The sequence below is a fragment of the Candidatus Methylacidiphilales bacterium genome, assembly GCA_033875315.1.
In the GTDB taxonomy this organism is placed as follows: Bacteria; Verrucomicrobiota; Verrucomicrobiia; order Methylacidiphilales; family CAZTYG01; genus JANRJG01.
Genome location: JANRJG010000013.1, coordinates 1 through 23,829 on the forward strand (window position 1 = coordinate 1; position 23,829 = coordinate 23,829).

Below are 23,829 nucleotides of genomic sequence, written 5' to 3' on the forward strand. Positions count from 1 at the left end.
ATGTAAGCAGTATGCCATCCTGAATATGCGGTGAAACTTTCATGACTGATGTCAGGATCAATGCGAACGGAAAGTAAAGCGAAATGGTTTCAAGCCCAACAAAAACAAGATTTCTTATTCTCATTTTTTTCCGAACGTCCCCGCATCAACCAGACACGGCCGTGGCGCGGCTCATGGCTACGAGCGTAGCGAGAGCAGGAGACGTGACGCGGGAGGGTCTTGGGTGCATGCGCTGGTTCGGATTTTTACTGCGGTGATATTCTCAAGATCTTGGTTACGATATAGTTTGATTTTAGGATACACCAAACCCCTGCCAGAAAATGAAAGAAATGTGATATAATGCCACTTAGCGCGTAGCGATTAACTGTCCACACTTTGCCCTCCATATAGGAAGCAAGGGGATCGATATAGCTATAAAGTCCTCCTGCAACCCAGACCAGTCCGGTGACACTTAGAAGTAACCCGATTATCTTCACGAGGACAGTAGCTAGATCGTATGGTTTCATATGTATTCCGAACGTCGCGCATCAGCCGCCCGCGTTTCGCGGGTTGGCTGGATGCGATGGTTAGCTGTTTTTAATTGTCTTTGAAACCCGGGAAATCTTGAAGCCATTTCAATCGTGCTTTCTCACATAATTTGCATCTAAAAATAATTGTCGTCTTTGCGGTATCTACCGCACATCCGCCGCCTACCCATTGTCTTGCGTGCGGGAATTTGGTCATGCTCGCCACTTCCCATATTGGGTCGATATCAAATAATCCATACCTTATTTCCACTGGTTTTTTATACATCTTACTCTGATGCAATGTACAAGTGCCGGACTCCTGATCTTTCAAGCATTGACCTATGTGGGGATCCAGCCACTTCAAATCAGGTTCTGGCAACGGCAAAGCGATAGCCGTGCATGCAAACAGCGCCGAAAGGAAGTAGAACTTGATTAGATAATTCATGTGTTTGCTAACGTCAACCATCAGCCGACGCGCGCAGCGCGTTGGCTGGATGGTCTGGTTCGGCTCTTTTTCAAAGAAGGCGAAGGCATAGTGAAATGGCAAAGCCAAGTAGCAAGCAAATGACAGAATGAATCCAAAATCTATTTATGTAGGGCTGCCTTATCCAGTGGTTCGGTGAGGATGAATCGCGACTCATGGAATACAGCGTCAGAGAAATTAGCCCATAAACCACGAGGGCACTAGTTAGCAGAAGTATCAGGGTGGAAAAGGCACCCGCTAATCCCATATTCATTTCGTTTCTGTGTTCGGTAGCAACAAAAGACGTGAACACTCCATAAACTACGTTCCATGAAATGATCGCAAAGACAGGGCCAAGCAGGACTGACAATGTCCAAAGCATCGGATCGAATATGCGATGGTTTTTCATTTGTATGCCGAACGTCCGCCATGTGCCAGGCGCGTTAGCGCCTTGGCTCAATGGCGTGGTTCGGCTTCTTGAATCTGTTTGCTTTTTTTAAAATTTTCTCCAAAGGGAAAAGCCTCATTTCTGTGTTTTAGAGAGTATGCCATAGCGTTCGCGTAATCACGCCAAATAAAAATCTGAGGCCTCTCCGTATAATTCTGAAGCAGCCATAATACCTGCTCTTCAATTTCACTATTCGGAAAAACGACGATAGGATTCTTATCATTGTAATCCCGTCTGACTTCGAACACTAAATCGCCATTTGTTCTGTCCCGGTCAGGTAAAACGAAAATATGCAAAATCTGGCCGTATGGAGAAATAAATGACAGGCAGTAGGATCCTCCATCCAAAAATGAATCGGCACCCGCCAACTTCCAATATCCCTTTTTCTGCGCGAGCTCGGTGAGTGCATCTTCTTTTGACGTTTGGGAGCAGCCTCCGAAAAATAAGAGAAGTAGGATTGCCGCTATACTTTTCATTTCTGTACCGAACGTCCCTGCGTCAGCCACCCCCGGAGCCGGGCACCCGAGGCTGCTCCGCAGCCGAAGTGTCGGGCGGAGTGGGGTTGGCTGGACGCGATGGTTCGGCTTATTTTGTCCACTTGTATGTTCTCATTTTTCCGTCTTCATTCCAACTGGCTGTGCGGGTAGCGCCATCGTAGGTAAAGCCCTTCCGTCTTGCGAGCCACCAAGAAAATGAAAATAGAAGTTCTCCGAGAATGCCGACTGCAAAGGGCATGAGGAAAATCCAATATGTGGGCCGCGGTAAGGAGGTAATCAAATAAGTGGCTGGGAAATAGACCATCAGCCCAACCAACAAAAGAAGTCCTGCAAAACCGATCAGATCGGCAGTAACATGGATCGCGTATCCCGCTGGTGAGCATTGCTGCTTTCCAAGGCGCTCACTCTCTGAGTCCCACATTGGATAGATAAAAAGCATTTTCTTATGCCGAACGTCCTTCAGCAGCCGCGCGCGTAGCTCGTTGGCTGACTGAACTGGTTAGCCATTTTGTTTTTCGAATAGTCTTTTCTCAAAGAGTGGCGCAAAAACTTGAACGTGGTGATTCCAGAAACCCATGACGGTTTCTGCGCATAGTAAGCTCAAATGCTTGGGGTCATCCAAACGAGTTTTACGATCAGAGGCCGTATAACCTCTAAACTCGGAAAGATCTTCCTTCGTTATTTTGAAATCTACCTCGTGTGCGGCATCATTTCTCTTACGTCTAAACCAATGCAAAAACTTTGCATCCTCGTCAGATATTATTCCGGCCTCATTTAGCATCGTCACTTTTATAGATTGGGTAAACTCTCTGGCTCCTTCCGCGATTCTTTTTGAGTTCTTGCAACGCTGTAAGGCAAGCTGATGAACCAGTAATTCCAAATAACAATGTGTAACTATAATTTGAACTCTCGGGTGCTGCGGAAGCGCCGCCAATTCATCAATTAGCCGCTTTATAACATTTTGAGGTAAAGGTTTTTTCATAACAGGCTAACGTCAACCGTGTGCCACGCGCGTTTCGCGCGTTGGCTCGACGGTCTGGTTCGGATTATCCTTTTGATTTCATGCTGTAATAAGTGGCCACGGAAAAAACTAATCCTGTAAGTAGACAAGCACCGATAATAGTAAATTCTGAAACGTCTATTGAAGATGTCTCAATTCCTGAATTGGTTACAGTTTGCTTTGTTTCTACATATGCAATAGGCCAACCGTATTTAGTATCGAACGAACTGAATGAAAACATGCCGGCCCAGATGGTAATAAGCGCACTCCATATAATCATGATACTTATAGAAATTGTATGGCGTTTACTGATCATGATGAGAAGAAATTCATGCTTTCCGAACGTCCGCCGTCAGCCGCCCGTGGCTGCGGCGCGACTCCTGCCGTAGCGAAGCGGAAGCAGGAGGCGTGACGCGGGCGCGGGTTGGCTGGACGGCCCTGTTCGGAGTTCTTTATGGCAGGGTGAAATCATTTTGGCATGTCGGCAATGTCGCCTCCGGCGTACCCCTATTCCTTGTCTTTTAATATGTTCTTAATGCCTTCAAGCGTCCGGGCCATAGACTCAGTGGCTTTCATAACTCGCCAGGCGATCCAAAGGCTGAGCAGGGTGACACTGGATGAGATCAAATAAACGAGGATGACTGATGTGTTCATATGTATTCCGAACGTATATTAGATGGCAGGTTGGGAATTTTGCAATAGACAACTGGTTGTCTATTGCCATAATGTCAACTTGCCGGAGGTTTTGATGGATTCAGATTTAAAAAGGACGGGTGAACCCTTTGCGGAGCGGCTGGGACGCATGTGGGAATCTCTCGGCGTGGAGCCGGCGAAGTGGGGCTTTGGGTCGGCCTGGGTCATGAAGTTTGGGAAGTTCATCGCTCCCAGGAAGTATTACCAACCGACCCTAGCCGATGTCGAGGGGAATGGGTGGTGATAGCGAATAGCCAAAAGCTTAAATTTGAAACCTCCCCGTGAGGGCGTTGCCCAACGGGGCCTTCGGGAAACTTGAATGGGGATGGAGAGAACGAGAGGGAACGGGGGGCAGTGGACGGACGACAGATGACGGATGACGTCCGCCTTCGTCCGGCTGCCGGACTACAGCGCGACCTTCGCTGCGCTACGGGTGGACGGTGGACGACGACTGACGACTGACGACTGACGACTGACGACTGAGAGCTGACCCGGCTATGCTAGAAGCTATGGCGCGGCCTACGCATTGCTACGGGGGGCGTCATTAACGATTTTAGAGGTAGACTTGAGCTAACAGCCAAGAGCTAATAGCGAATAGCCAACACCGATCTTCTTACGATTCCACGACGTCGCCGATTTCGATGCCGAGGTTCCGGGCCAGGCGGACGGCGTCGGCAGGGAGGGCTTTTTTCTTGCCGAGGATCTGGTCGAGGTCGCGCAGTTGCATCTTGCCCTGCGAGAGGGCGACCATGGTGCCAGCATCGCCCTGTTCGAGGGCGAGGATGGCGTATTCGCCCATGCGGCTGGCCAGGAGGCGGTCGAAGTGGGTGGGGGCGCCGCCGCGCTGGACGTGGCCGAGGACGGTGAGGCGCACTTCCTGGTTCAGGCGGCCCTGGGTCTCGTTGTTCAGGCGGTTCATGAATTCCTGGCCGGTGCAGACGCCCTCGGCGACGATGACGACGGAGTTGTTGTGTTTGCGCTCCATGCGCCGGGTGAGGGCCGTGATGATGGATTCCATGTTGACCCGGTATTCGGGGATGACGGCAACTTGGGAACCGGTGGAGATGGTGCTCATGAGGGCGAGGTAACCGCAATGGCGTCCCATGACCTCGATGACGAAGCAACGGCGGTGGGAGGCGGCGGTGGCTTTGACCATGTCGACCAGGTGGATGATGGTGTTGAGGGCGGTGTCGACGCCGATGCCCATGTCGGTGCCGTAAAGGTCGTTGTCGATGGTGCCGGGCAGGCCGATGACGGGGTAACCGAGGGCATGCAGTTTCTGCGCGCCGGTGAGGGAGCCATCGCCCCCGATGACGACGAGGGCGTCCAGTTTTTCCTCGCGCAGGATCTTGACCGCTTCCTGCTGGCCTTCCTCGGTGTAGAACCGTTTGCAGCGGGTGCTGGCGAGGAAGGTGCCGGATTCGCGGCTTTTGCCGCTGACGTCGAGGGAGGAGAGTTTGATGAACTGGCGGTCGAAGATGCCCTGGTAGCCGTTCTCGATGCCGATGATTTCCATGTCCCGGGTGAGGCCGGCACGGGTGACGGCCCGGATGGCGGGGTTCATGCCGGGGGAGTCACCCCCTGAGGTAAGGACGCCGACGCGCTTCAACATGAGTCTTGTCTAGAGATTGGACAGAAGAGGGGAAGGGGAAAATCTGATGGCGGATGGCGGATGAAGGGCGTCCGCCTTCGTCCGGCTGCCCCAGGGCTACGGCGTGACCTTCGCTTTGCTACGGGGGGGAAGGGGAAATTGGGGAGGGCCGGGGAGGCCCGGTTTAAGGGGAAAGTTTAAGCTTAAGCTTAAGCCGGAACAATGCAGTTGACTTACCACGAAGAACGCGAGGTCCGCAAAGACATACGGGTTTTGGCTGTAACAAACTACAATCACCCACTGGTGAGTCTGAATCCAGGGGCCATGCGGTTCAATGGTTCTGTATTTTAATCATGGCCAACTGTTTCGACTTCGCGGCCTTCGCGAGCTTCGCGGTGAACTGCATGGATCCAGTTAAGGATGCCCCGGCAGGTGCTCTGCATTCAAAGGCAGACGGATGCGCAGACAATTGATTCGATTTTCAGGTGTCCCATGGCTTGGATTGATGCCAGTGAGAGGAACAAACCCGCCGGCATTCGGGTGTTCTGCATCTCCTCGGGTGCTCACCGGACAGTGTTCGGGTCCGGTTCTTTTTTACAGAGAATGAGATCCTGATAGAAATTGATGCCACGCCGGATAAATGCCTCCACCGTGAAGTGCTCCTTCCATTGATCCCTGATGTAGCCCTCGGTATGGAAAGAGTCCTGGTAGAAATCCGGGAGGCCATCAGTTCCAGCTCCGGCCTGATAAAAGAAACCCGTGCGCAGGAATTCAGCATAGGTTTCCGGGGAGACCGATGATTCGAGCATCTCCTTGGGGTGTGTGGTCAGAAGAACATGGCCGCCAGGCTTGGTGACACGACGCAGTTCTGAAAGCCAGAGGTGTTCCATTTCTTCGGGCAGATGTGTGAAGATTGAAATGCAAAAAATGGTGTCGAAGAAGTTGTCCTCGTAAGGCAGGGGCGGATGGATGGGGTTGGTGTTGAACTGTGCGAGGTGACCCAAGTGAGCTCGGCACCAATCAATGGCTTCTGGATCGATGTCGCAGCCATAAAAATGGTGGGTGCTGGTTAGTTTGTGCAACTGGCGTAAAACGCGGCCGCAACCGCAGCCAAAATCAAGAACGCACTGCGGTTTTCCTCCATGACCCAGCGTGGGAACTGCTGTGGCGATGTCGAATGCTACGATTTTTCCTACCTGCTCGAATGAAATGATGTCGGCGTTTCCATGGACCCGCTTTCTGAGTCTAGGAGGCGGCAGGACATCCCCCAAGAGCTGGTCCCAGAAGGGATCAACGCCCGATGGGCCAGGGGCTTGAACCCCAGGACGATTTTCGGCCGATCCAAAACAAACATAATGTTGCCAGCCGGATTGAAATTGTCCCGAATGGACTGCCTCGGAAACATCGGGATTGAGCTTTAGGTAGAGCGCCTCATCAAAGTCTGGGGGTGGTTCAGTCATGTTGATCATTCCGCATCCAACCAATGATAGCCTGTGGATTGTTCCATTTTATGCGCACTGCATGATTCCCGGGACGGTAGTGGTGCGGTGATGATATCCGGTTGCCCGTACAATGAAAGGAGTGAGTCGTTCCAGCAAATGAAGCATTGTGCCGTCCGCGGAAAGAGGTTCCACGGGGAGATTTTCCCATTGCCAGTGAAAATCCAAAAGCGGTGCCAAGGCCTTGGTGCGTGCCCAAAACATATTGCCCACCGGAAATTCAAATCCACGGGGGTTTTCCATGGGGATTTTCAATTGCTCCGCGAGTTGGGCCGCGCGGGGCCAGTCGCCCGCCCAGCGATCCAATAACGGATCGTCAGGAAAGACAAGCCCCAGGGCCGGCTCACGGTCGAAGAAGGCAAGAATTTGGTCGATCGCGGCGGTTTGGCCACCGAGCGTGTTTTCGATCAAAACCCGGTTCCATTGTTCAATCGATCTCCGGTTAGAATAATGGTTCGATTCTTTGCCGTGGAAATGCCCGATGATCGCGTATGATTTGAGCGCTTCGCGGAAATGAACGATCATCGGTCCGATGTCCCGGCCCAGGTTGGGCACACGATCCACCGCCTGCAGTCCTGAAATGCCGAGCCTGTCGGCCGTTTCGCGCACCATCGATTCCGTCACGTCGCCGCCGATGGAGATCCACCAATCGAGTGTCGTTTCATTGCGGCATGCCGCCTTGAAGATGGGTTCAATGGTCTGTGGAAAGTAGAAGTGACAATGCGCCGCAACGTCGTTTCGATACCGCCGCTTGCCAGGCGTCTGTTTGCCGTCGAGGACGATGGAGCCTGCATTTCCGCTGGAAGTGATCTCCACCTCCTCCTTTTCCCGGAATGGGTTCAGGATACTGACGGGCAATACGCCCGGTTGTATCCGGCGCATCAGGGCGCCCGCGGCGATTGAGCGCACAGCGATTCGAGCGGACCAATCAACTTCATCGTTATTTTTGGGAGGGCGTCCAAGAAAGTAACGGGCGTCGCAGCTGCATTCCTTGGTGATTTGTTCAACGAACGATAACTCGCGGGCGTTGAGTTCAGCGGCTTCATTGCCCCAGGCATCGATACAGGCCTCAAATTTCCCGGGCAGGTATCCAGCGGAAAAACGGCGGGATGCGGCAACATTCGACGCGTAAGTTTCCGGGTTCGACAACAAATACAGGATTCTTTCCGCAGCTGCGCGGGTGGCCATGAAAGGAACCACGTTGGATTGTAACGCCGGGTTTTTTTTCATTTCATCCGCAACACCACTGCTCTCATCAAAGGCAATCACCGGGGTTCCAACCGACATCGCTTCCAAGGCGACACAGGAAACAACGTCGACCAGTGAGGACAGAAAGAAGAGGTCGGCCCGTTCGTAAAAGGCTCCGATGGCTTCGGTTTCATCCACAAAGCAGATGCGATCATCCAAATTGGTGGCCTGGATGATTCTCTTCAAAACGGACTGATAACCTGGGGGTATAGCGGGGGGCGTTCTTTTTCCCACCCAGACAAAGCGAAAGTCGAAAGAAGGATTCAGTTGCACGAGGGATGCCGCACATTCCAAGAAACGATCCACGCCTTTGCGGGGTTCAACTGTTCCAACGCCGAGGATTATCTTTATGGGCTTTCCCCAAGATTGGATGGAATCCGGAAGTGGGCCACACGGTATTTGGCGAACAGATTGGGGCAGGCAGTGAATGGTGCGCTTGGTCCATTGGTGATTGGTCGCCAGCCAGCGCTCGGCAGTTTTTTTGCCGGTGCAAATGATGCGCGCTGGCTGCGTCAGCATCTCGTGCATGTTCACAAAGGAGAGATATTCATCGGGTTCCTCGTGAACCAGCAGCAGCACGGGCAGACCCGCGGCGACGATGGGATTCATCCAATTGCTGCACGCAATCGAATTCACAATGGCATAGCGTAAGGGAATCCTTTTTTGTAACGCGAAAAGAAGCTCGCCTAGTGATTCATTCCCGGCCTTGGAAACTTGTGAAAGCAGGATGATCCGATCAGAAGCGGCTTCAAATTCATGATGAAGCGCTCCACCAGTTATCGAAAAAACGATGACGCGGTATTTTGTGCTCAGCCAGCGGACCAAGCCGAGAGCGATCATGGGAGCTCCGGTGCGGGAAAGTTCATGGGTGAACACGACCACGCCGGGCAATCCGGCACGGGGACCGGATGCACTTTCATCACACCATTGCAAAAGCACATCGCTATCGCTCATGTGTCGGTGGTTGGCTGTGTTGCTGCCAATCCACGCGGTAAGTTTCCTTTTCAGGAAATCCCACACACGCGAGGCCCGTGGAATGGGCTCTTCATTTGTCCGCCCATTGCAGGAAATTTGGAGGAGGGCTTTTCCCGTCAGTCCACCAGGCCGGTTTTCAAAAATTCCATATTCGAAGTAGTGATGCCAGCCGGAAGAAAAAAACCCTTTGCTGACGGCTGCGAGCACATCGTGATTCTCGCTCAGATAGGTGGATTCGTCGAACTCTTCGGGAGGCGAGGGAAGTTTACGCATGAGATCAATCTTTATGGAAAATTGCGCCAAGCTTAGGAAGGCTCAGGGCCGGTAGTCGATGAGAATTTCCCCCCCTAAATCGTGGGGCTTTATGCGGAAGAATACGCAGGAAGGAAGCGCGGAAAATAAAACCTGAAAATTGAAACCTGAGGAATAAAAGGATTCTGGATTTTGGATTTTGGATTCAGGGGGAGCGGGCAAGAAAGACAGGACCGGGCAGGATGCCGCGCTCGGGGAGGGTGGACTACTGGCTACGGATGACGGATGGCCGATAGCTGAAAGCTGATAACCAAGAGCCAAGACCTATTTCAACACCGGAGCGAGGTAGCGGGCGGTGTGGCTGGCTTTGACTTGGGCCACTTCTTCTGGGGTGCCTTGGGCGACAATGGTGCCGCCCCCGCCTCCGCCCTCTGGGCCGAGGTCGATGAGGTGGTCGGCTTCGGCCAGGACGTCGAGGTGGTGTTCGATGACGACCACGGTGTGGCCCGCTTCGACAAGTCGGTGGAGGACTTCGAGGAGTCGGCGGACGTCGGCCAGGTGTAGGCCGACCGTGGGTTCTTCCAGGAGGTAGAGGGAGGGTTTGCGTGAGGCGGAGCGGGCGGAGAGGCGGGTGCGCTGGTCGATGAGGACGGATTCGGAGAGTTCGGACACGAGCTTGAGGCGCTGGGCCTCGCCGCCGGAGAGGGTGGGGCTGGTCTGGCCGAGTTTCAGGTAGCCGAGGCCGGTTTCGCGCAGGAGTTGGAGCGGGGTGCGGATGTTGGGGTGGCCGTCGAAGAATTCCACCGCTTCGTCGATGCCGAGGTTGAGGACGTCGAAGATGCTTTTGTGTTTGTAGGCGGTCTCAAGGACGGCGTCGGTCCAGCGGTGCCCGCGGCAGGTTTCGCAGGGGACCTCGGCGGCGGGGAGGAAGTTCATTTCGACCTTGATGAAGCCCTGGCCCTGGCAGGCGGGGCAGCGACCGGGGCCGCTGTTGTAGGAAAAGTGACCGGCGGTGAAGCCGCGCACTCGGGCCATGGGGAGCTGGGCAAAGAGTTTGCGCAGGTGGTCCATGATGCCGAGGTAGGTGCAGACGGTGGAGCGGGAGGTCTTGCCGATGGGGGATTGGTCGACTTCCACGACCTTGGCGAAGGCGTCGGCGCCGGTGACGTTGTCGTAGGGCCGGTCGATCCTGGATTTGCGTTTGGGATGGGCGAGGGTGTCCTGGACGGCGGGAAGGAGGATGCGGCGGAGCGAAGTGCTTTTACCGGCGCCGCTGACGCCGCAGAGCACGGTCAACCGTCCCTGGGGGATGGCGAGGTCGATGCCGCGGAGGTTGTGGGCACGGGCGCCGGAGACGCGGAGCCATTGGTCGGCGGGCGGGGCCGGGCGGCGTTTTCCGTGCAGCGGGTGCTTCATCCGCTCGCCCAGGAGCTTGCCGGTGAGGGAGGCTTTGTTGCGGGTGATCTCGGCCCAGGTGCCCTGGGCCATGATTTCGCCGCCGTGGATGCCGGCGCCGGGACCGAGGTCGATGATGTGGTCGGCGGCGCGCATGGTGTCCTCGTCGTGCTCGACGATGAGGAGGGAATTCCCGCGCTGCTGGAGGGCGCGGAGCATGCCGATGAGTTCCTCGTTGTCCCGGGGGTGGAGGCCGATGGTGGGTTCGTCGAGGACGTAGAGCACGCCCTGGAGGTTGGAGCCGAGCTGGGCGGCGAGGCGGATGCGTTGGGACTCGCCACCGGAAAGTGAGGGGGCGGGTCGGTCGAGGTTGAGGTAATCGAGGCCGACCTGCTGGAGGAAGGCCAGGCGTTGTTCGATCTCAGGGAGGACGTCGCGGGCGATGGCTTTTTCGCGGGCCGTCCATTTGATCGATTGGAAGAAGCGCTGGAATTCGATGACGGTGAGGCGGTTGATTTCGGGGACGGGCCGGCCGTGGAAGCGGACGGCGCGGGCCACGGGGTTGAGGCGGCTGCCCTGGCAATCGGGGCAGGTTTGCTGGTCGGCCGGGTCGATCCACTCGCGGGCTTTTTCCATTTCCTGTTCCTTCTCGGACTCGGAAAGAGAGGGGTCGAGATGGACACGCGCGACGGTGCCGAAGCCATGGCAGGCGGGACACCAGCCGTGCGGGCTGTTGTAGGAAAAGAGGCGCGGGTCGAGATCGTCGAAGGAGCGTCCGCTTTCCGGGCAGTAGCGGGCGGTGCTGAAGAGGGTTTCTTTCCCGGAGTTGTCGAGGACGGTGAAGGCGCCTTTGCCGAGGTCGAGGGCCTCGTTGATGCGGGCTTCCAGATTGGTTTGATCGGCGGCGATGTTGCCGAGAATGACGTCGAGGTTGTGTTCGCGGTAGCGGTCAAGGGCCTTGAACTTGGCGGGTTCGACCCACTGGCCGTCAGCGCGGAGGTAGGGATAGCCCTTCTTGACCGCCCATTCGGCGACCTCGGTGTAGATCCCCTTGCGACCGCGGACGAGGGGGGCGACGAGCGAGAGTTCGCCTTTTTTCAAGAGGGCGCGGAGGCGGGTGGTGATTTCGGCCGGGGTTTGCTGGATGGCGGCCTCGCCGCTCTCGGGGTCGTGCTGGACGCCGAGCTTGGCGTAGAGGAGGCGGAGGAAGTGGTACATCTCCGTCACGGTGGCTACGGTGCTTTTGGCCCCGCCGCGGGTGGTGCGTTGTTCGATGGCCACGGCGGGCGGGATGCCGGTGATGGAATCGACGTCGGGCTTTTCCATCTGTTCGACGAACTGCCGCGCATAGGCGTTGAGGCAGTCGAGGTATCGGCGCTGGCCCTCGGCGAAGAGCAGGTCGAAGGCGAGGGAACTTTTGCCGGAGCCGGAGAGACCGGTGACGACAACCATCTGGTCGCGGGGGATGTCGAGGCTGATGTTCTTGAGGTTGTGGTGGCGGGCACCCCGCACGCGGATCGCGGGCGGGATTTTTGATTTATGAATTTTGATTTCTGATTGGGAAATGCCGATTTTCGAGGAAGTCGCCCGGGCCTTGCGCAATCCATTTTTTGTATTCCCCAGCAAGGGGGCGAGGAGGGCGCCGGTGTGGGAGCCTTTGGTGCGGGCGATTTGTTCGGGTGTGCCGGCGGCGACGAGACGCCCCCCGGCTTCACCGGCTTCCGGGCCCAGGTCGAGGACGTAGTCGGCGCATTTGATGACGTCGAGGTGGTGTTCGATGACGAGCAGCGTGTGGCCCTGTTCGACCAGGTTTTGTAACACGACGAGGAGCATGCGGATGTCGTCGAAGTGCAGGCCGGTGGTGGGTTCGTCGAGGATGATGACTTTGGATTTGGGGAGGGGGCTGTTGGCTGCTGGCCGTTGGCTTTTGGCCGTGGAAGAGCGACTGTCAGGGGAATCGAGGAGGTGGGAAACGAGCTTGAGGCGTTGGGATTCACCGCCGGAGAGTTTGTTGAGGGGGTGGCCGAGGGTGAGGTAGCCGAGGCCGACCTGGCGGAGGAGGTCGAGGGCGGCGTGGATGCGGGTGTGGAGGGTGACGGCCTTGCCCTCGATGCCTTCGGCCATGGGGTCGAAAAAGGCCAGGGCGTCCTGCACGGTCAGATCCAGGATGTCGGCGATGGATTTTCCGCGGTAGCGGACAGCGAGGACATGGCTCTGGAATCGTTTCCCCTCACAAGATGGACAGAGGACGAAGACGTCGGAAAGGAACTGCATGGAGATTTGTTCATAGCCGGTGCCATGGCAACGGGGGCAGCGGCCGGTGCCGGCGTTGAAGGAGAAGGCGGAGGCGTTGAGTCCGGCCAGCCGGGCGTCGGGACTCATGGAGAACAATTCCCGCACGGCGTCGTAGCAGCCGGTGTAAAGAAGGGGGGTGGAGCGTGGGGTGGAAGTGAGGGGGCTTTGGTCCACGATGAGGACGTCGGCCAAGGCTTTCGCGCCCTCCAGTCTTTCCAACTGTCCGGGTTCGCTAACCGGACGGTTGAGGGCGAGGGCCAGGTGTTTGTGGATGATTTCGTGGACGAGGGTGCTCTTGCCCGAGCCGCTGACGCCGGTGATGGCGGTGAAGGTGCGGAGGGGGACCTTGAAATCGACCTTCTGAAGGTTGTGCTTGGAGGCGCCGGTGAAGGCCAGCCAGTCGCAGGTGTCGAGCGGGCGACGACTAGCCGGCAGCTCGATGCATTTGGCCCCGGAGAGGTAGGCGCCTGTCAGGCTGCCCTTTGCCCCGGTGATTTGGGCGCCGGGTCCCTGGTAAACCAGCGCGCCGCCCCCTCGGCCACGACCGGGGCCGAGTTCGAGGATCCAGTCGGCGGCGCGCATGACGGACTCGTCGTGTTCGACGACCAGCACGGTATTGCCGAGGTCGCGCAGGCCCTGGAGGACGCGGATGAGGCGGTCGGTGTCACGCGGGTGGAGGCCGATGCTGGGTTCGTCGAGGACGAAGAGCGTGCCGTGGAGGGAGGTGCCGAGGCAGGTGGTGAGGTTGACGCGCTGGGTTTCACCCCCGGAGAGGGTGCGGGTGGAGCGGTTGAGGCTGATGTAGTCGAGCCCGACATCGACGAGGTAATTCACCCGCGAGCGGATCTGCTGCAGGACTTGGCGGGCGGATTCGTCGCGGACGGTGACGGTGGCGAGGAAGGCGGCAAGCTTGTCCGCGGGGAGGGCGTTGAGTTCGGGGAGGGTTTTGCCCTGGACCTTCCAGAGGAGGGTTTCCGGTTGGAAACGACCGCCCAGACAAGCGGGACAAGTTTGATAGGCACGGTAGCGGGCCAGGAGGACACGGACGTGCATTTTGTAGGTGCGGCTTTCCAGCCATTGGAAAAAGCCTTTGACGCCGTACCACTTGCCGTTTTCCCAAGCATCGGCGGCGGACTTGCCCGGACGGGATTCGCCGTGGATGACAAAGTCCTGCTGTGCGCGGGTCAGTTTGCAGAAGGGGACGTCGGTGGGGATTTTTTGCTTCCGGCAGGCCTTGATGAGGTCCTTCTGGCAGGGGGCGTTGCTTTCTGTTTGGAAGGGCTTGACCACGCCTTCGCCGATGGAGAGGTTGCGGTCGGGGAGGGCAAGATGGTAGTCGATCTCGATGGTGCGCCCGAAGCCGCGGCAAACGGGACAGGCGCCGACGGGATTGTTGAAGGTGAAGAGGGCCGGGGTGGGTTCGGTGAAGGTGCGACCGGTTTGGTGCGAGACATGGTGGCGGGCAAACTTCAGTGGGGCTTTGCTTTTCTCCGGGTGGAGGGAGACGATGCCCTTGCCGAATTCGAAGGCGGCGGTGACGGCCTCGGCGAGCCGGTTTCTCTGGGCTTTTTCCGCCCGGATGCGATCCACCAGGACGTGCAGGGTCAACCGGGAGGATTTGCCCTTGCCGGAAAGACCGGTTTTGAGGTCCGGGGTTCCGGGATCATCGAGGCGGATGAGGGCCCCGCCGAGGAGGATGCGGGTGAAGCCCTGGGCGGCGATGAAGCGGGCCACTTCCTTCCACGGCGTTTTTCCCGGGAATCCGAGTTCGAAGAGGACATCGATTTGCAGGCCGGGGTGGAGACGGATGATTTCGTCGGCGACCTGTTCCGGGGACCAGGGGCGGATGATCTCGCCGGTGTCGGGATCGTGGAGTTGCGCGATGGCCGGGAAGAGGAGTTTGAGGTAGTCGGCGATCTCGGTCATGGTGCCGACGGTGCTGCGGGACGTGCGGACGGCATTGGCCTGGGCGATGGCGATGGCGGGGGGGATGCCGCGGATTTCGCGCACAAGGGGTTTGTCCATGCGTTCGAGGAACTGGCGGGTGTAGGGGCTGAAGGTTTCGGCGTAGCGGCGCTGGCCTTCGGCATAAAGGGTGTCGAAGGCAAGGGAGGACTTGCCGGAGCCGCTGACACCGGTGACGACGATGAAGCGGTTGAGGGGTAGGTCGAGGTCGAGTTGGCGGAGGTTGTTTTGTTCCGCACCGCGGACTTGGATGAAACCGGCTTCCGACATCATATTGTTCTACCGCGCTTTGGCGTCGGCGCAATGGCCCAGAATCATCCGGGGCCGGGAAACCGGGGCTGAACGGTTGGGATGCCCTGCAAAGGGGTTGTCCTTTTGCTAGTACACAAGTAGAGTGGTTTTATGCAGTGGAATTGGCAGTGGCCAGGGCCGGTGATTCTGCTGCCCAAGGCCAGCGCAAGGGCCGTATGCGGAATCTCCTTGGCTTATTGTGCGGCCGTTTTTTTTGCTTCTTTCGCCATGGCCTCGACCCCCACACCTCCAACCACCATCCTTCAAACGGAGGGCAAGTTTGAAATCCGCCAATATGGGGCGTTGACCCTGGTCCGTGCACCGATGAGCGCCCGGAAGGACGATGCCGGTTTTGGCAAGTTGTTTGGGTTCATCAGCGGCAGAAACAAGGACTCGAAGAAAATCGCCATGACGGCCCCGGTGTTGATCGAGAACGACGGGGAATCTGGAAGCATGAGCTTCATCATGCCGCACGACATGGATTCCCGTTCCGTTCCCGCTCCCGGTGATCCCACCCTGAGCCTCGCGACCATGCCGGCGGGCAAGTTCGCCGTTTATCGGTACTCCGGGGGGCGCAGCGCGAAGAATGAAGCCAAGGCGGGGGCTTTGTTGCAGGATTGGATGATCCAAAAGAAACTTGTGGCACAGTCCGGCCCCCTTTTCGCCTACTACGACCCGCCCTGGATTCCGGTTTGGTTCCGGCGCAACGAAGTCTGGATCCGGCTGGCCTCCGACTGACCGGGGTTATCCGGATAGGCTCTTGGGTAGACAATTCACCCGGGGTCGGGCACGTTGGCGGTATGAACGATTCCATCGACGCCCTGACCCGGGAGATCGTCTCCTTCCGTGATGCCCGGGACTGGAAGCAGTTCCACAATCCGAAGGAAATGGCGGTGGCCCTCACGGCCGAGGCGGGAGAATTGCTCCAGCATTTTGTCTGGCAGGATCACGAACAATCGCACCGTCGGGTGGCCGACCGCCGGCCGGAACTGGCCTCGGAAATGGCCGACATCGCCATCCTGCTTTTCGAGATGGCGCGGGACTGCGAGATCAACCTGGCCGAGGCGATGCGCGCGAAACTCGCACGGAATGAAGAACGCTACCCGGTGGCCAAGGCCCGGGGATCGAACAAGAAATACAATGAACTTTGAAGGACGGGGCGTCCGCTTCCAGCGCGGCCCTTCACGTTACTTTTTTCCATGAGTGATCCGGCAAACGCCCCCATCCCGCACAAGCGACGGGTTCGCTATTCCGGAACGCATCCGCGCAAATTTGCCGAAAAGTACAAGGAACTGAATCCGGAGAAATACCCGGAAACGGTGGCCAAGGTGGTGGCCTCGGGCAAGACCCCGGCGGGTTCGCATCTCCCCATCCTGGTGGATGAAGTCCTGCTACGGCTCGATCCGAAGCCGGGTGAAATCATGCTGGATGCCACCCTGGGTTACGGAGGCCACGCCGCGCGCATCCTTCCCCGGTTGGTCCCCGGTGGATGCCTGATCGGAGTGGACGTCGATCCGATCGAGCAACCCCGCACCGAGGCGAGGCTGCGTGAGGCTGGTTTCGGTGCCGATGTCTTCCAGGTCGAGCGCGCGAATTACGCCGGGATCAGCCGTGTGCTGGCCGACCGTGGCCTGGTTGGCGTCGATGGAATCCTGGCGGACTTGGGCGTTTCCTCCATGCAGCTCGACACCCCGGAGCGGGTTTTTTCCGTCAAGCACCACGGCCCGCTCGACATGCGCATGAACCCACAAAAGGGAATCCCCGCTTCCGAGGTATTGGAGCGAATGGGTCCAGACGAGCTGGCGGCCATCCTGCGTGAAGATGCGGATGAGCCCCGGGCCACGGATCTGGCACTCCGACTGGCCGGCCGCAAGTATGAGACCACCACGGCCCTGGCCGCGGCCATCCGCATCACTTTGGGCAGGGTGGGGGAGGAGGAACAAAATCTGACCGTGCGCCGTTTTTTCCAGGCCCTGCGCATCCGGGTGAACGAAGAATTGACCGCACTGGATGCGTTTCTCCACCAACTGCCGACCTGTCTGAAGCCCGGCGGACGCGTGGTCATCCTGTCCTTCCACTCCGGCGAGGACCGCCGGGTCAAAAAAGCCCTGGCCGAGGGTCTGGAGCGGGGGATCTACCGCGAGATCGCGGCGAATGTCATCCGGCCGATGCCCGGTGAATGCCACCTGAATCCACGCGCCAAGCCGGCCAAGCTCCGCTGGGCTGTGAAGGGGTGATTCCCTCCCGCAAAAAAAAGGGGAGCCTGGTGGGCTCCCCTTTTAAGGAATGAATCAATCGAGTCGACCGATCAGGCCAATGCGGCCTGTGCGGCGGCCAGTCTTGCGACGGGCACACGGAACGGGCTGCAGCTGACGTAGGTCAGGCCGAGCTTGTGGCAGAACTTGACGGAGTCGGGATCGCCGCCGTGTTCGCCGCAGATGCCGAGCTTGATGCCGGGACGGGTGGTCCGGCCCTTGGCGGCTGCGATTTCCATCAGGGCACCAACACCGCTCTGGTCGATCGTGGCGAAGGGGTTCTTCTTCACGATTTCCTCTTCCGCGTAGGCGGGGAGGAAGCTGCCGGAGTCGTCGCGGCTCATGCCGAGGGTGGTCTGGGTGAGGTCGTTGGTGCCGAAGCTGAAGAATTCGGCGGTCTGGGCGATCTGGTCGGCCGTGACGGCCCCGCGGGGGACTTCGATCATGGTGCCGACGAGGTAGCTGAGTTTGACGCCTTTTTCCTTCTGCACGGCGGCGGCGACTTCATGAACGATGGCGACCTGGAGGTCGAGTTCCTTCTTGAAGCCGACGAGCGGGATCATGACTTCGGGCTTGGCCTTGATGCCGGCCTTCTGGGCATCGGCAGCGGCTTCGAAGACGGCGCGGGCCTGCATGCGGGTGATTTCCGGATACTTGATGCCGAGGCGGCAGCCGCGGAAACCGAGCATGGGGTTGAACTCGTGGAGTTCATGGACGCGGGCCATGATCTTCTCGACGGAAATGCCCAACTTGCGGGCCAGGTCCATCTGTTGTTCCTTCGAGTGGGGAAGGAATTCATGCAGCGGCGGGTCGAGGAAGCGGATGGTGGCGGGATAGCCTTTGAGTTCCTTGAAGATGCCGAAGAAGTCATCCCGTTGATAGGGGAGGAGCTTGGCCAGGGCGGCTTCGCGGGCCGGGAGGCTGTCGGCCAGGATCATTTCGCGCATGGCGTCGATGCGGTCACCCTCGAAGAACATGTGTTCGGTGCGGGTGAGGCCGATGCCGGTGGCGCCGAAGGCGAGGGCGTTGCGGACCTGCTCGGGGGAGTCGGCGTTGGTGCGGACTTCGAGTTTGGAGACCTTGGCGCACCAATCCATGAGCTGCTTGAAGCTCTTGAATTTCTCGGTGGCCTGGGCTTCCTTGTCGCCATCGATGAGGCCGGCGATGATTTCCGAGGGGGCGGTTTTGATTTCGCCGCCGTAGACCGTGCCGGAAGTGCCGTCAATCGAGAGGAAGTCGCCTTCCTTGAAGACCTGGCCTCCGACGGAGACCGTCTTGGCGTCGTAGTTGATTTCCAGGGCGGCGGCACCGCAGATGCAGACCTTGCCCATCTGGCGGGCGACGAGGGCGGCGTGGGAGGAGACCCCGCCGCGGGCGGTGAGGATGCCTTCGGCGGCGATCATCCCGCGGAGGTCTTCCGGGGAGGTTTCGACGCGGACGAGGAGGACTTTTTCGCCTTTTTCAGCGGCGACGACGGCGCGGTCCGCGTTGAGGTAGATCTTGCCGGAGGCGGCACCGGGGCCGGCGGGAAGGCCGGTGGCGATGGCGTTGGCTTTCTTGATCTCGTTCAGGTCGAAGACCGGGGCGAGGAGCTGGTCGAGCTGGTCGGCCGGATTGCGGTGGATGGCGGTCTTCCAGTCGATGAGCTTCTCTTTGACCATGTCCATGGAGAACTTGAGCGCGGCCATGGCGGTGCGCTTGCCGTTGCGGGTCTGGAGCATGAAGAGTTTGCCGTCCTGGATGGTGAACTCAACGTCCTGGACGTCCTTGAAATGCTTCTCCAGTGTCTTGCGGACCTTGAGGAGTTCCTCGTAGGACTTGGGCATGACTTCCTTGAGTTTGGCCACCGGCTCGGGGGTGCGGACACCGGCCACGACGTCTTCGCCCTGGGCGTTGACGAGGAATTCGCCGTAGAATTCGTTGATGCCATTGGCCGGGTTGCGGGTGAAGGCGACGCCGGATCCGGAGGCTTCACCGGTGTTGCCGTAGACCATGGCCTGGACGTTGACGGCGGTGCCCCATTCGCTGGGGATATTGTATTTGCGGCGGTAGACGATGGCGCGGTCGTTCATCCAGGAGCCGAAGACGGCACCGGCGGCACCGCGGAGCTGGTCCCAGGGACTGACGGGGAAGTTTTTGCCCGTGCGGTCCTTGACGAGGGCCTTGAAGCGTTTGACCAGTTCCTGCTGGTCGGCGGCGGTCAGGTCGGAGTCGACGAGGTCGCGGTGGTACACTTCGTGTTTGTATTCGTGGATGATGGTTTCGAAGGGCTCGTGATCTTCGCCTTCGCGCTTTTGCACGCCGAGGACGACGTCGCCGTACATCTGGACGAAGCGGCGGTAACAATCCCAGGCAAAACGTTCGTTCCGGGTCGCTTTGGCGAGGGAGAGGACGGTCTGGTCATTGAGGCCGAGGTTGAGGATGGTGTCCATCATGCCCGGCATGGAGTCGCGCGCGCCGGAGCGGACGGCGACCAGGAGGGGCATGCCGTTGGAGTCGCCGAACTTGCAACCCATGATTTTTTCCATGTTGGCCACGCCGGCTTCCATCTGGGCCTGGAGAACCTTGGGGTAGGTGCGCTTGTTAGCGTAAAAGTAGGTGCAGACTTCGGTGGTGATGGTGAAGCCGGGAGGAACAGGAAGGCCGATGCGGGTCATTTCCGCGAGGTTCGCGCCCTTGCCGCCGAGGAGGGGCTTCATGGTGCCGTTGCCGTCGGCTTTGCCGTTGCCCCAGGTGTAAACGTATTTGTCCTTGGGGAACTTGGACGCTGGGGCGGATTTCTTGGCGGTGGGTTTCGGGGTTTTTTTCGCCAGGGGCTTTTTGGAGACTTTGGCGACTTTTTTGGAGGGTTTGTTTTTGGCCATAAAGGGAATGGGTAAAGAGTGGTAAATAGTAAAGGGATGATGGTGATTAATGGCAAGCAATTCCGGGGGCGGAGTGGGGGAGTAGACCCCGGTTGAAGCGGGAAAATCCGGGGCAGAGCCCGAAGTTCAGGCGCTGAAGCCGGTTTTGGCGTCCACCAGCCGGGAACTGGCTTCGCGGAGACGGCGACTGAGGATCTCGCAGAGGCCCAGCAGAATGGTGTTTCCCGCGACAGGGCTGTCCTGGATGAAGCTGAAAAGCGAATCGCGGTCGATTTTCCAGACTTGGGAGAATTCGAGGGCTCGGACGCTGGCACTGGCCGGGGAGGGGTCGAAGATGGCCAATTCTCCGATGGATTCGTCCGCTCCGATGACGCCGACAATGATGTCGTCCTGAAGTCCCTGTTTGCGCACTTCCAACTTGCCGGAAATGACGAAAAAGACGTGGTTCTGGTTGTCGCCCTGCCGGATCATGTCGTGATCGGGGTGGACGCCGATGAACTCGCCGTAACTGGCAAGAAGGTCGCGGTCCTCAGGCTTGAGGAGGCTGACCCAGCCGGTGGCAGGGAGGGCGGGACGATCGAATCCGGACATGGTTCCTCCTGTATGGCGATGACCGGGGAAACCGTCAATGGTAACCAACGGGACAACAAACAGAAGGTAACAAAGTTAACGGAGCAAGGCAGGGGGGTGGATTCGAAACCTGAAACCTGAAACGGGAAACCTGAAATGAGGAAGTGGCTTAAAATCCCAAGGGCCAATCCGCCTGAGACGGACCATATCACCATTCAGAACGGGTAAACTGGAAACTGGAAACAAAACTAATCTTTGGGCCGTTTGCGCCAGGCGGCTTCTTGGAAGGCGAGGAGTTCGCGCACACCTTTGGCGGCGACTTTCAACATTTTGCCGAATTCAGCCGGGCTGAAGGTGGCTTCTTCGCCCGAAGCCTGGACTTCGACCAACTGGCCGGAAGCGGTCATGACGACATTCATGTCGGCTTCGGCGTCGCGGTCTTCCAAATAGCACAAATCGAGGATGACCCGCTTACGGTAGAGGCCGATGCTGGTGGCGGCGACCGGTTCCTTGAGCGGGCTCTTTTTGATCAGTCCTTTTTTCTGGAGGCGATGGATGGCCAGTTTGGCGGCCAGGAAAGCGCCCGTGATGGCGGTGGTGCGGGTGCCTCCATCGGCGGCGAGCACATCGCAATCGATCCAGAGGGTGCGCTCACCGAGGAGGTCTAGGTCGACGGCGGCGCGCATGGAGCGGCCGATGAGGCGCTGGATTTCCTGGCTGCGTCCGTCGATTTTACCCTTGGAGATGTCGCGGGGTTTCCGATCCGGGGTGGAGTAGGGGAGCATGGAATACTCCGCGGTGAGCCAACCGCCGGGAACCTTCTGGGCTTTTTTCCAGCGGGGCACATCCTCTTCCAGGCTGGCGGCGCAGATGACCTGGGTTTTGCCGCAGGAGACGAGGATGGAGCCGGAGCAATTGGGGGCGACGTCCCACTGATAAGTCCAAGGGCGGAGTTGGTCGGGGCGGCGGCCATCGGGGCGGAAGGGTTTGGGCATGCGACACTATTCCTTCGCGGGATCAGCTTGTCGAAAGGAAAGATAACCCGGTGCAGGCATGGCCGGCGAAACACACGACATTAGGCAAAAAGAGGGAAAGGAAGGACGATTGATAAACCCGCGAAGCATACCCTTGTTTGGCATTCACCCTTACGCGTTTTTAGCCTCTTTCGCGGGTGGGAAGAAGGGTCATCGCATGTTACAAGGAAGGCCGGGTGAAAACGAAGAGCGTGGAGCGGCGGTCCTTCGAATCGGCGGCGCGACCGCTGCGGTTGTTGTCGATGACGAGGTAGATCCTGCTCGCATCCATGGTGAGACCTTCGGCCTGCCCGAACTTCGAAGCCAGGTAGGCGTGGCGGGGATCCCGGACGGCGCGGGCGAATGACCAGCCCTTTCCCTCTTTCCAGACGCCCTTTTTGCGGATCAGCTCGACGATCATTTCCGCATTGCGGGAGAGGGCGAACACCCTCCCGGATTCCTGATGAAGATCGGCAAAGTCCGCCTGTCGCTCCGGAGGCAGGGGATACTGGGTCGAGGTGAGGGGAATCCATTTGAAAGACTCCGGTGTATCCTTGGCGGGAGTGCAGAGCACCAGCCCGCGCGGTTCGCGCTCCTTGGCCAACAAGAGTTTATGGTCCTCCAACAAGGCCAGTCCTTCGACCCCCGCGGACGGATCGGAGATGCCGCCGACGTTGGTGGATGGAGTCGACCAGACAGCTTGGCGGGCTTTGGGGGCCAAGGTGGCGACCCGGCCGAACTTCTCACTGGCCAGATAGATTGATCCGTCCGGGCCGGACTGGATGGCCTCCCAATCCAACTTCCCGCCGGACGGCACTGGGGGCTTGAAACGGCGGTGGACTTTGAGCCAGGCCTTTTGCCCGTCGTGGGCCACCTCGTAGACCACATCGTCGACCTTGTCGGATACGGTCAGGAGTTTGCCGTTGCGGAGGTGGAGGCCGGAAAGGTCCAATTCGTCCGATCCAGCTATGACCAGAGCTTGTTCCAGGTCCAACTCCCGTGCGCGGGGGGAAGCCCATCCCTTGTTTGCCCCGGGAAGCAGAAGCAACAGGACTACCGTCAACATCATTGTTCTTGATCGAAAGGGCATGGTGGCGGCATCCTTTCCCTCCACCAAGCGCCCGTAGCTCAACTGGATAGAGCGCTGCCCTCCGAAGGCAGAGGTTGTGGGTTCGACTCCCGCCGGGCGCAGATGTCGGTTTTAGGGGATTTTTCTTGCCGGGACACTATCAGGCCACAGGCACCCGGTCCACAAATTCTTTCGCCAGTTGCCTGTAAGACTGGGCCCCCGCACCTGTCGGATCGTAGTCCAAAACCGGCTTGCCGAAACTGGGGGCCTCCCCGAGCCGGATCGATCGCGGGACGATGGTGCGGAAGAGTTTGTCGCCGAAATGCGACTGGAGTTCGGTCACAACCTGCTGGCTGAGACGGGTGCGGGCGTCGAACATGGTCATGACCACCCCGGTGATTTCCAAGCGGGGGTTTACACCGCCGGTGCGTAGGCGTTCGACCAGGCCCGAGATCTTGCTGATGCCGTCGAGGGCGAAGAATTCGCACTGCACCGGAATGAGGAGTCCGTCGGCGGCGGCGAGGGCGCTGGTCATCAGGATGCCGAGCGAAGGCGGGCAATCGAGGATGATGTGGTCGAAGAGGTGTCCGCTTTTGAGCGGTTCCAGGACTTCCGCCATGCGGGAAAGCGGGTTCTCCAAGCGGGCGATTTCCACTTCGCATCCGGCGAGGTCGAGTTCGGCGGGAATCAGGCTCAGGTTGGCGTAGGGAGTCGCAACGACTTTTTCCGGGGCCTGGCCCTGACCGATGAGGGGCAGATAGAGACTGCCGCCCGGAACCGCTTCCATGCCGACGCCGCTGGTGGCATTGGCCTGCGGGTCCAAGTCGACCAGGAGGGTTTTCCGTCCCATTTCCGCGAGTGCGGCCGAGAGGTTGACTGCGGTGGTCGTTTTGCCGACTCCGCCCTTCTGGTTGGCCACCGCGATGATTTTCATTCCAAG

General features: G+C 58.5%; 16 protein-coding genes and 1 tRNA gene. 4 read left to right on the forward strand and 13 right to left on the reverse strand.

From position 1 onward, the window contains the following. Window positions 1–576 precede the first annotated feature (576 nt). The 8 genes from SFU85_04485 to uvrA all read right to left on the reverse strand — a co-directional run bounded on the left by SFU85_04485 (window position 577) and on the right by uvrA (window position 15,100). On the reverse strand, window positions 577–1,059 hold the full coding sequence (locus SFU85_04485) for a hypothetical protein (GenBank protein ID MDX6766029.1): 483 nt from the start codon (window positions 1,057–1,059) through the stop codon (window positions 577–579). Between the two features lie 366 nt (window positions 1,060–1,425). Further along, the gene (locus tag SFU85_04490; GenBank protein MDX6766030.1) at window positions 1,426–1,923 is read right to left on the reverse strand and encodes a hypothetical protein; all 498 of its coding nucleotides are present in this window, start codon (window positions 1,921–1,923) and stop codon (window positions 1,426–1,428) included. Window positions 1,924–2,002: 79 nt separating this feature from the next. Beyond that, entirely contained in the window at window positions 2,003–2,353 is a 351-nt protein-coding gene (locus SFU85_04495) for a hypothetical protein (GenBank protein MDX6766031.1), read from the reverse strand. A 60-nt stretch (window positions 2,354–2,413) separates the two neighbouring features. After that, window positions 2,414–2,896, reverse strand: a complete 483-nt coding sequence (locus tag SFU85_04500; GenBank protein MDX6766032.1) for a hypothetical protein — start codon at window positions 2,894–2,896, stop codon at window positions 2,414–2,416. A 1,324-nt stretch (window positions 2,897–4,220) separates the two neighbouring features. Then, window positions 4,221–5,219: a 6-phosphofructokinase gene (gene pfkA, locus SFU85_04505; GenBank protein ID MDX6766033.1), complete on the reverse strand. Its 999-nt coding sequence runs from the start codon at window positions 5,217–5,219 to the stop codon at window positions 4,221–4,223. Between the two features lie 542 nt (window positions 5,220–5,761). After that, window positions 5,762–6,658, reverse strand: a complete 897-nt coding sequence (locus SFU85_04510; GenBank protein ID MDX6766034.1) for a class I SAM-dependent methyltransferase — start codon at window positions 6,656–6,658, stop codon at window positions 5,762–5,764. Window positions 6,659–6,706: 48 nt separating this feature from the next. Further along, window positions 6,707–9,193, reverse strand: a complete 2,487-nt coding sequence (locus tag SFU85_04515) for a rhamnan synthesis F family protein (protein ID MDX6766035.1) — start codon at window positions 9,191–9,193, stop codon at window positions 6,707–6,709. Between the two features lie 303 nt (window positions 9,194–9,496). Next, window positions 9,497–15,100 carry an excinuclease ABC subunit UvrA gene (gene uvrA / locus SFU85_04520; protein MDX6766036.1) on the reverse strand — a complete coding sequence of 1,868 codons (5,604 nt, stop codon included), beginning with the start codon at window positions 15,098–15,100 and terminating at the stop codon, window positions 9,497–9,499. Window positions 15,101–15,346: 246 nt separating this feature from the next. On the opposite strand from uvrA, the gene SFU85_04525 reads away from it, so the two are divergent. The 3 genes from SFU85_04525 to rsmH all read left to right on the forward strand — a co-directional run bounded on the left by SFU85_04525 (window position 15,347) and on the right by rsmH (window position 17,355). Then, window positions 15,347–15,856, forward strand: a complete 510-nt coding sequence (locus tag SFU85_04525) for a heme-binding protein (protein MDX6766037.1) — start codon at window positions 15,347–15,349, stop codon at window positions 15,854–15,856. Window positions 15,857–15,918: 62 nt separating this feature from the next. Further along, the gene (locus tag SFU85_04530) at window positions 15,919–16,269 is read left to right on the forward strand and encodes a nucleotide pyrophosphohydrolase (protein ID MDX6766038.1); all 351 of its coding nucleotides are present in this window, start codon (window positions 15,919–15,921) and stop codon (window positions 16,267–16,269) included. A 48-nt stretch (window positions 16,270–16,317) separates the two neighbouring features. Then, window positions 16,318–17,355: a 16S rRNA (cytosine(1402)-N(4))-methyltransferase RsmH gene (rsmH, locus tag SFU85_04535; GenBank protein ID MDX6766039.1), complete on the forward strand. Its 1,038-nt coding sequence runs from the start codon at window positions 16,318–16,320 to the stop codon at window positions 17,353–17,355. Between the two features lie 71 nt (window positions 17,356–17,426). Here rsmH and ppdK read toward each other — a convergent pair whose 3' ends face one another. From ppdK to SFU85_04555, 4 genes are all read right to left on the reverse strand, one after another. Continuing rightward, window positions 17,427–20,237, reverse strand: a complete 2,811-nt coding sequence (gene ppdK, locus SFU85_04540; GenBank protein ID MDX6766040.1) for a pyruvate, phosphate dikinase — start codon at window positions 20,235–20,237, stop codon at window positions 17,427–17,429. Window positions 20,238–20,363: 126 nt separating this feature from the next. Further along, the gene (locus SFU85_04545; GenBank protein ID MDX6766041.1) at window positions 20,364–20,828 is read right to left on the reverse strand and encodes a cyclic nucleotide-binding domain-containing protein; all 465 of its coding nucleotides are present in this window, start codon (window positions 20,826–20,828) and stop codon (window positions 20,364–20,366) included. Between the two features lie 227 nt (window positions 20,829–21,055). Next, window positions 21,056–21,802 carry a ribonuclease PH gene (rph, locus tag SFU85_04550; protein MDX6766042.1) on the reverse strand — a complete coding sequence of 249 codons (747 nt, stop codon included), beginning with the start codon at window positions 21,800–21,802 and terminating at the stop codon, window positions 21,056–21,058. Between the two features lie 199 nt (window positions 21,803–22,001). Continuing rightward, window positions 22,002–22,889, reverse strand: coding sequence for an SdiA-regulated domain-containing protein (locus SFU85_04555; protein MDX6766043.1), 888 nt, complete (start codon window positions 22,887–22,889; stop codon window positions 22,002–22,004). 48 nt (window positions 22,890–22,937) lie between these two features. Between SFU85_04555 and SFU85_04560 the strand changes: the two genes are divergently transcribed. Next, a tRNA-Arg gene (locus SFU85_04560) sits at window positions 22,938–23,011 on the forward strand. Window positions 23,012–23,049: 38 nt separating this feature from the next. Here SFU85_04560 and SFU85_04565 read toward each other — a convergent pair. Beyond that, window positions 23,050–23,823, reverse strand: a complete 774-nt coding sequence (locus SFU85_04565) for a ParA family protein (GenBank protein ID MDX6766044.1) — start codon at window positions 23,821–23,823, stop codon at window positions 23,050–23,052. Window positions 23,824–23,829 lie beyond the last annotated feature (6 nt).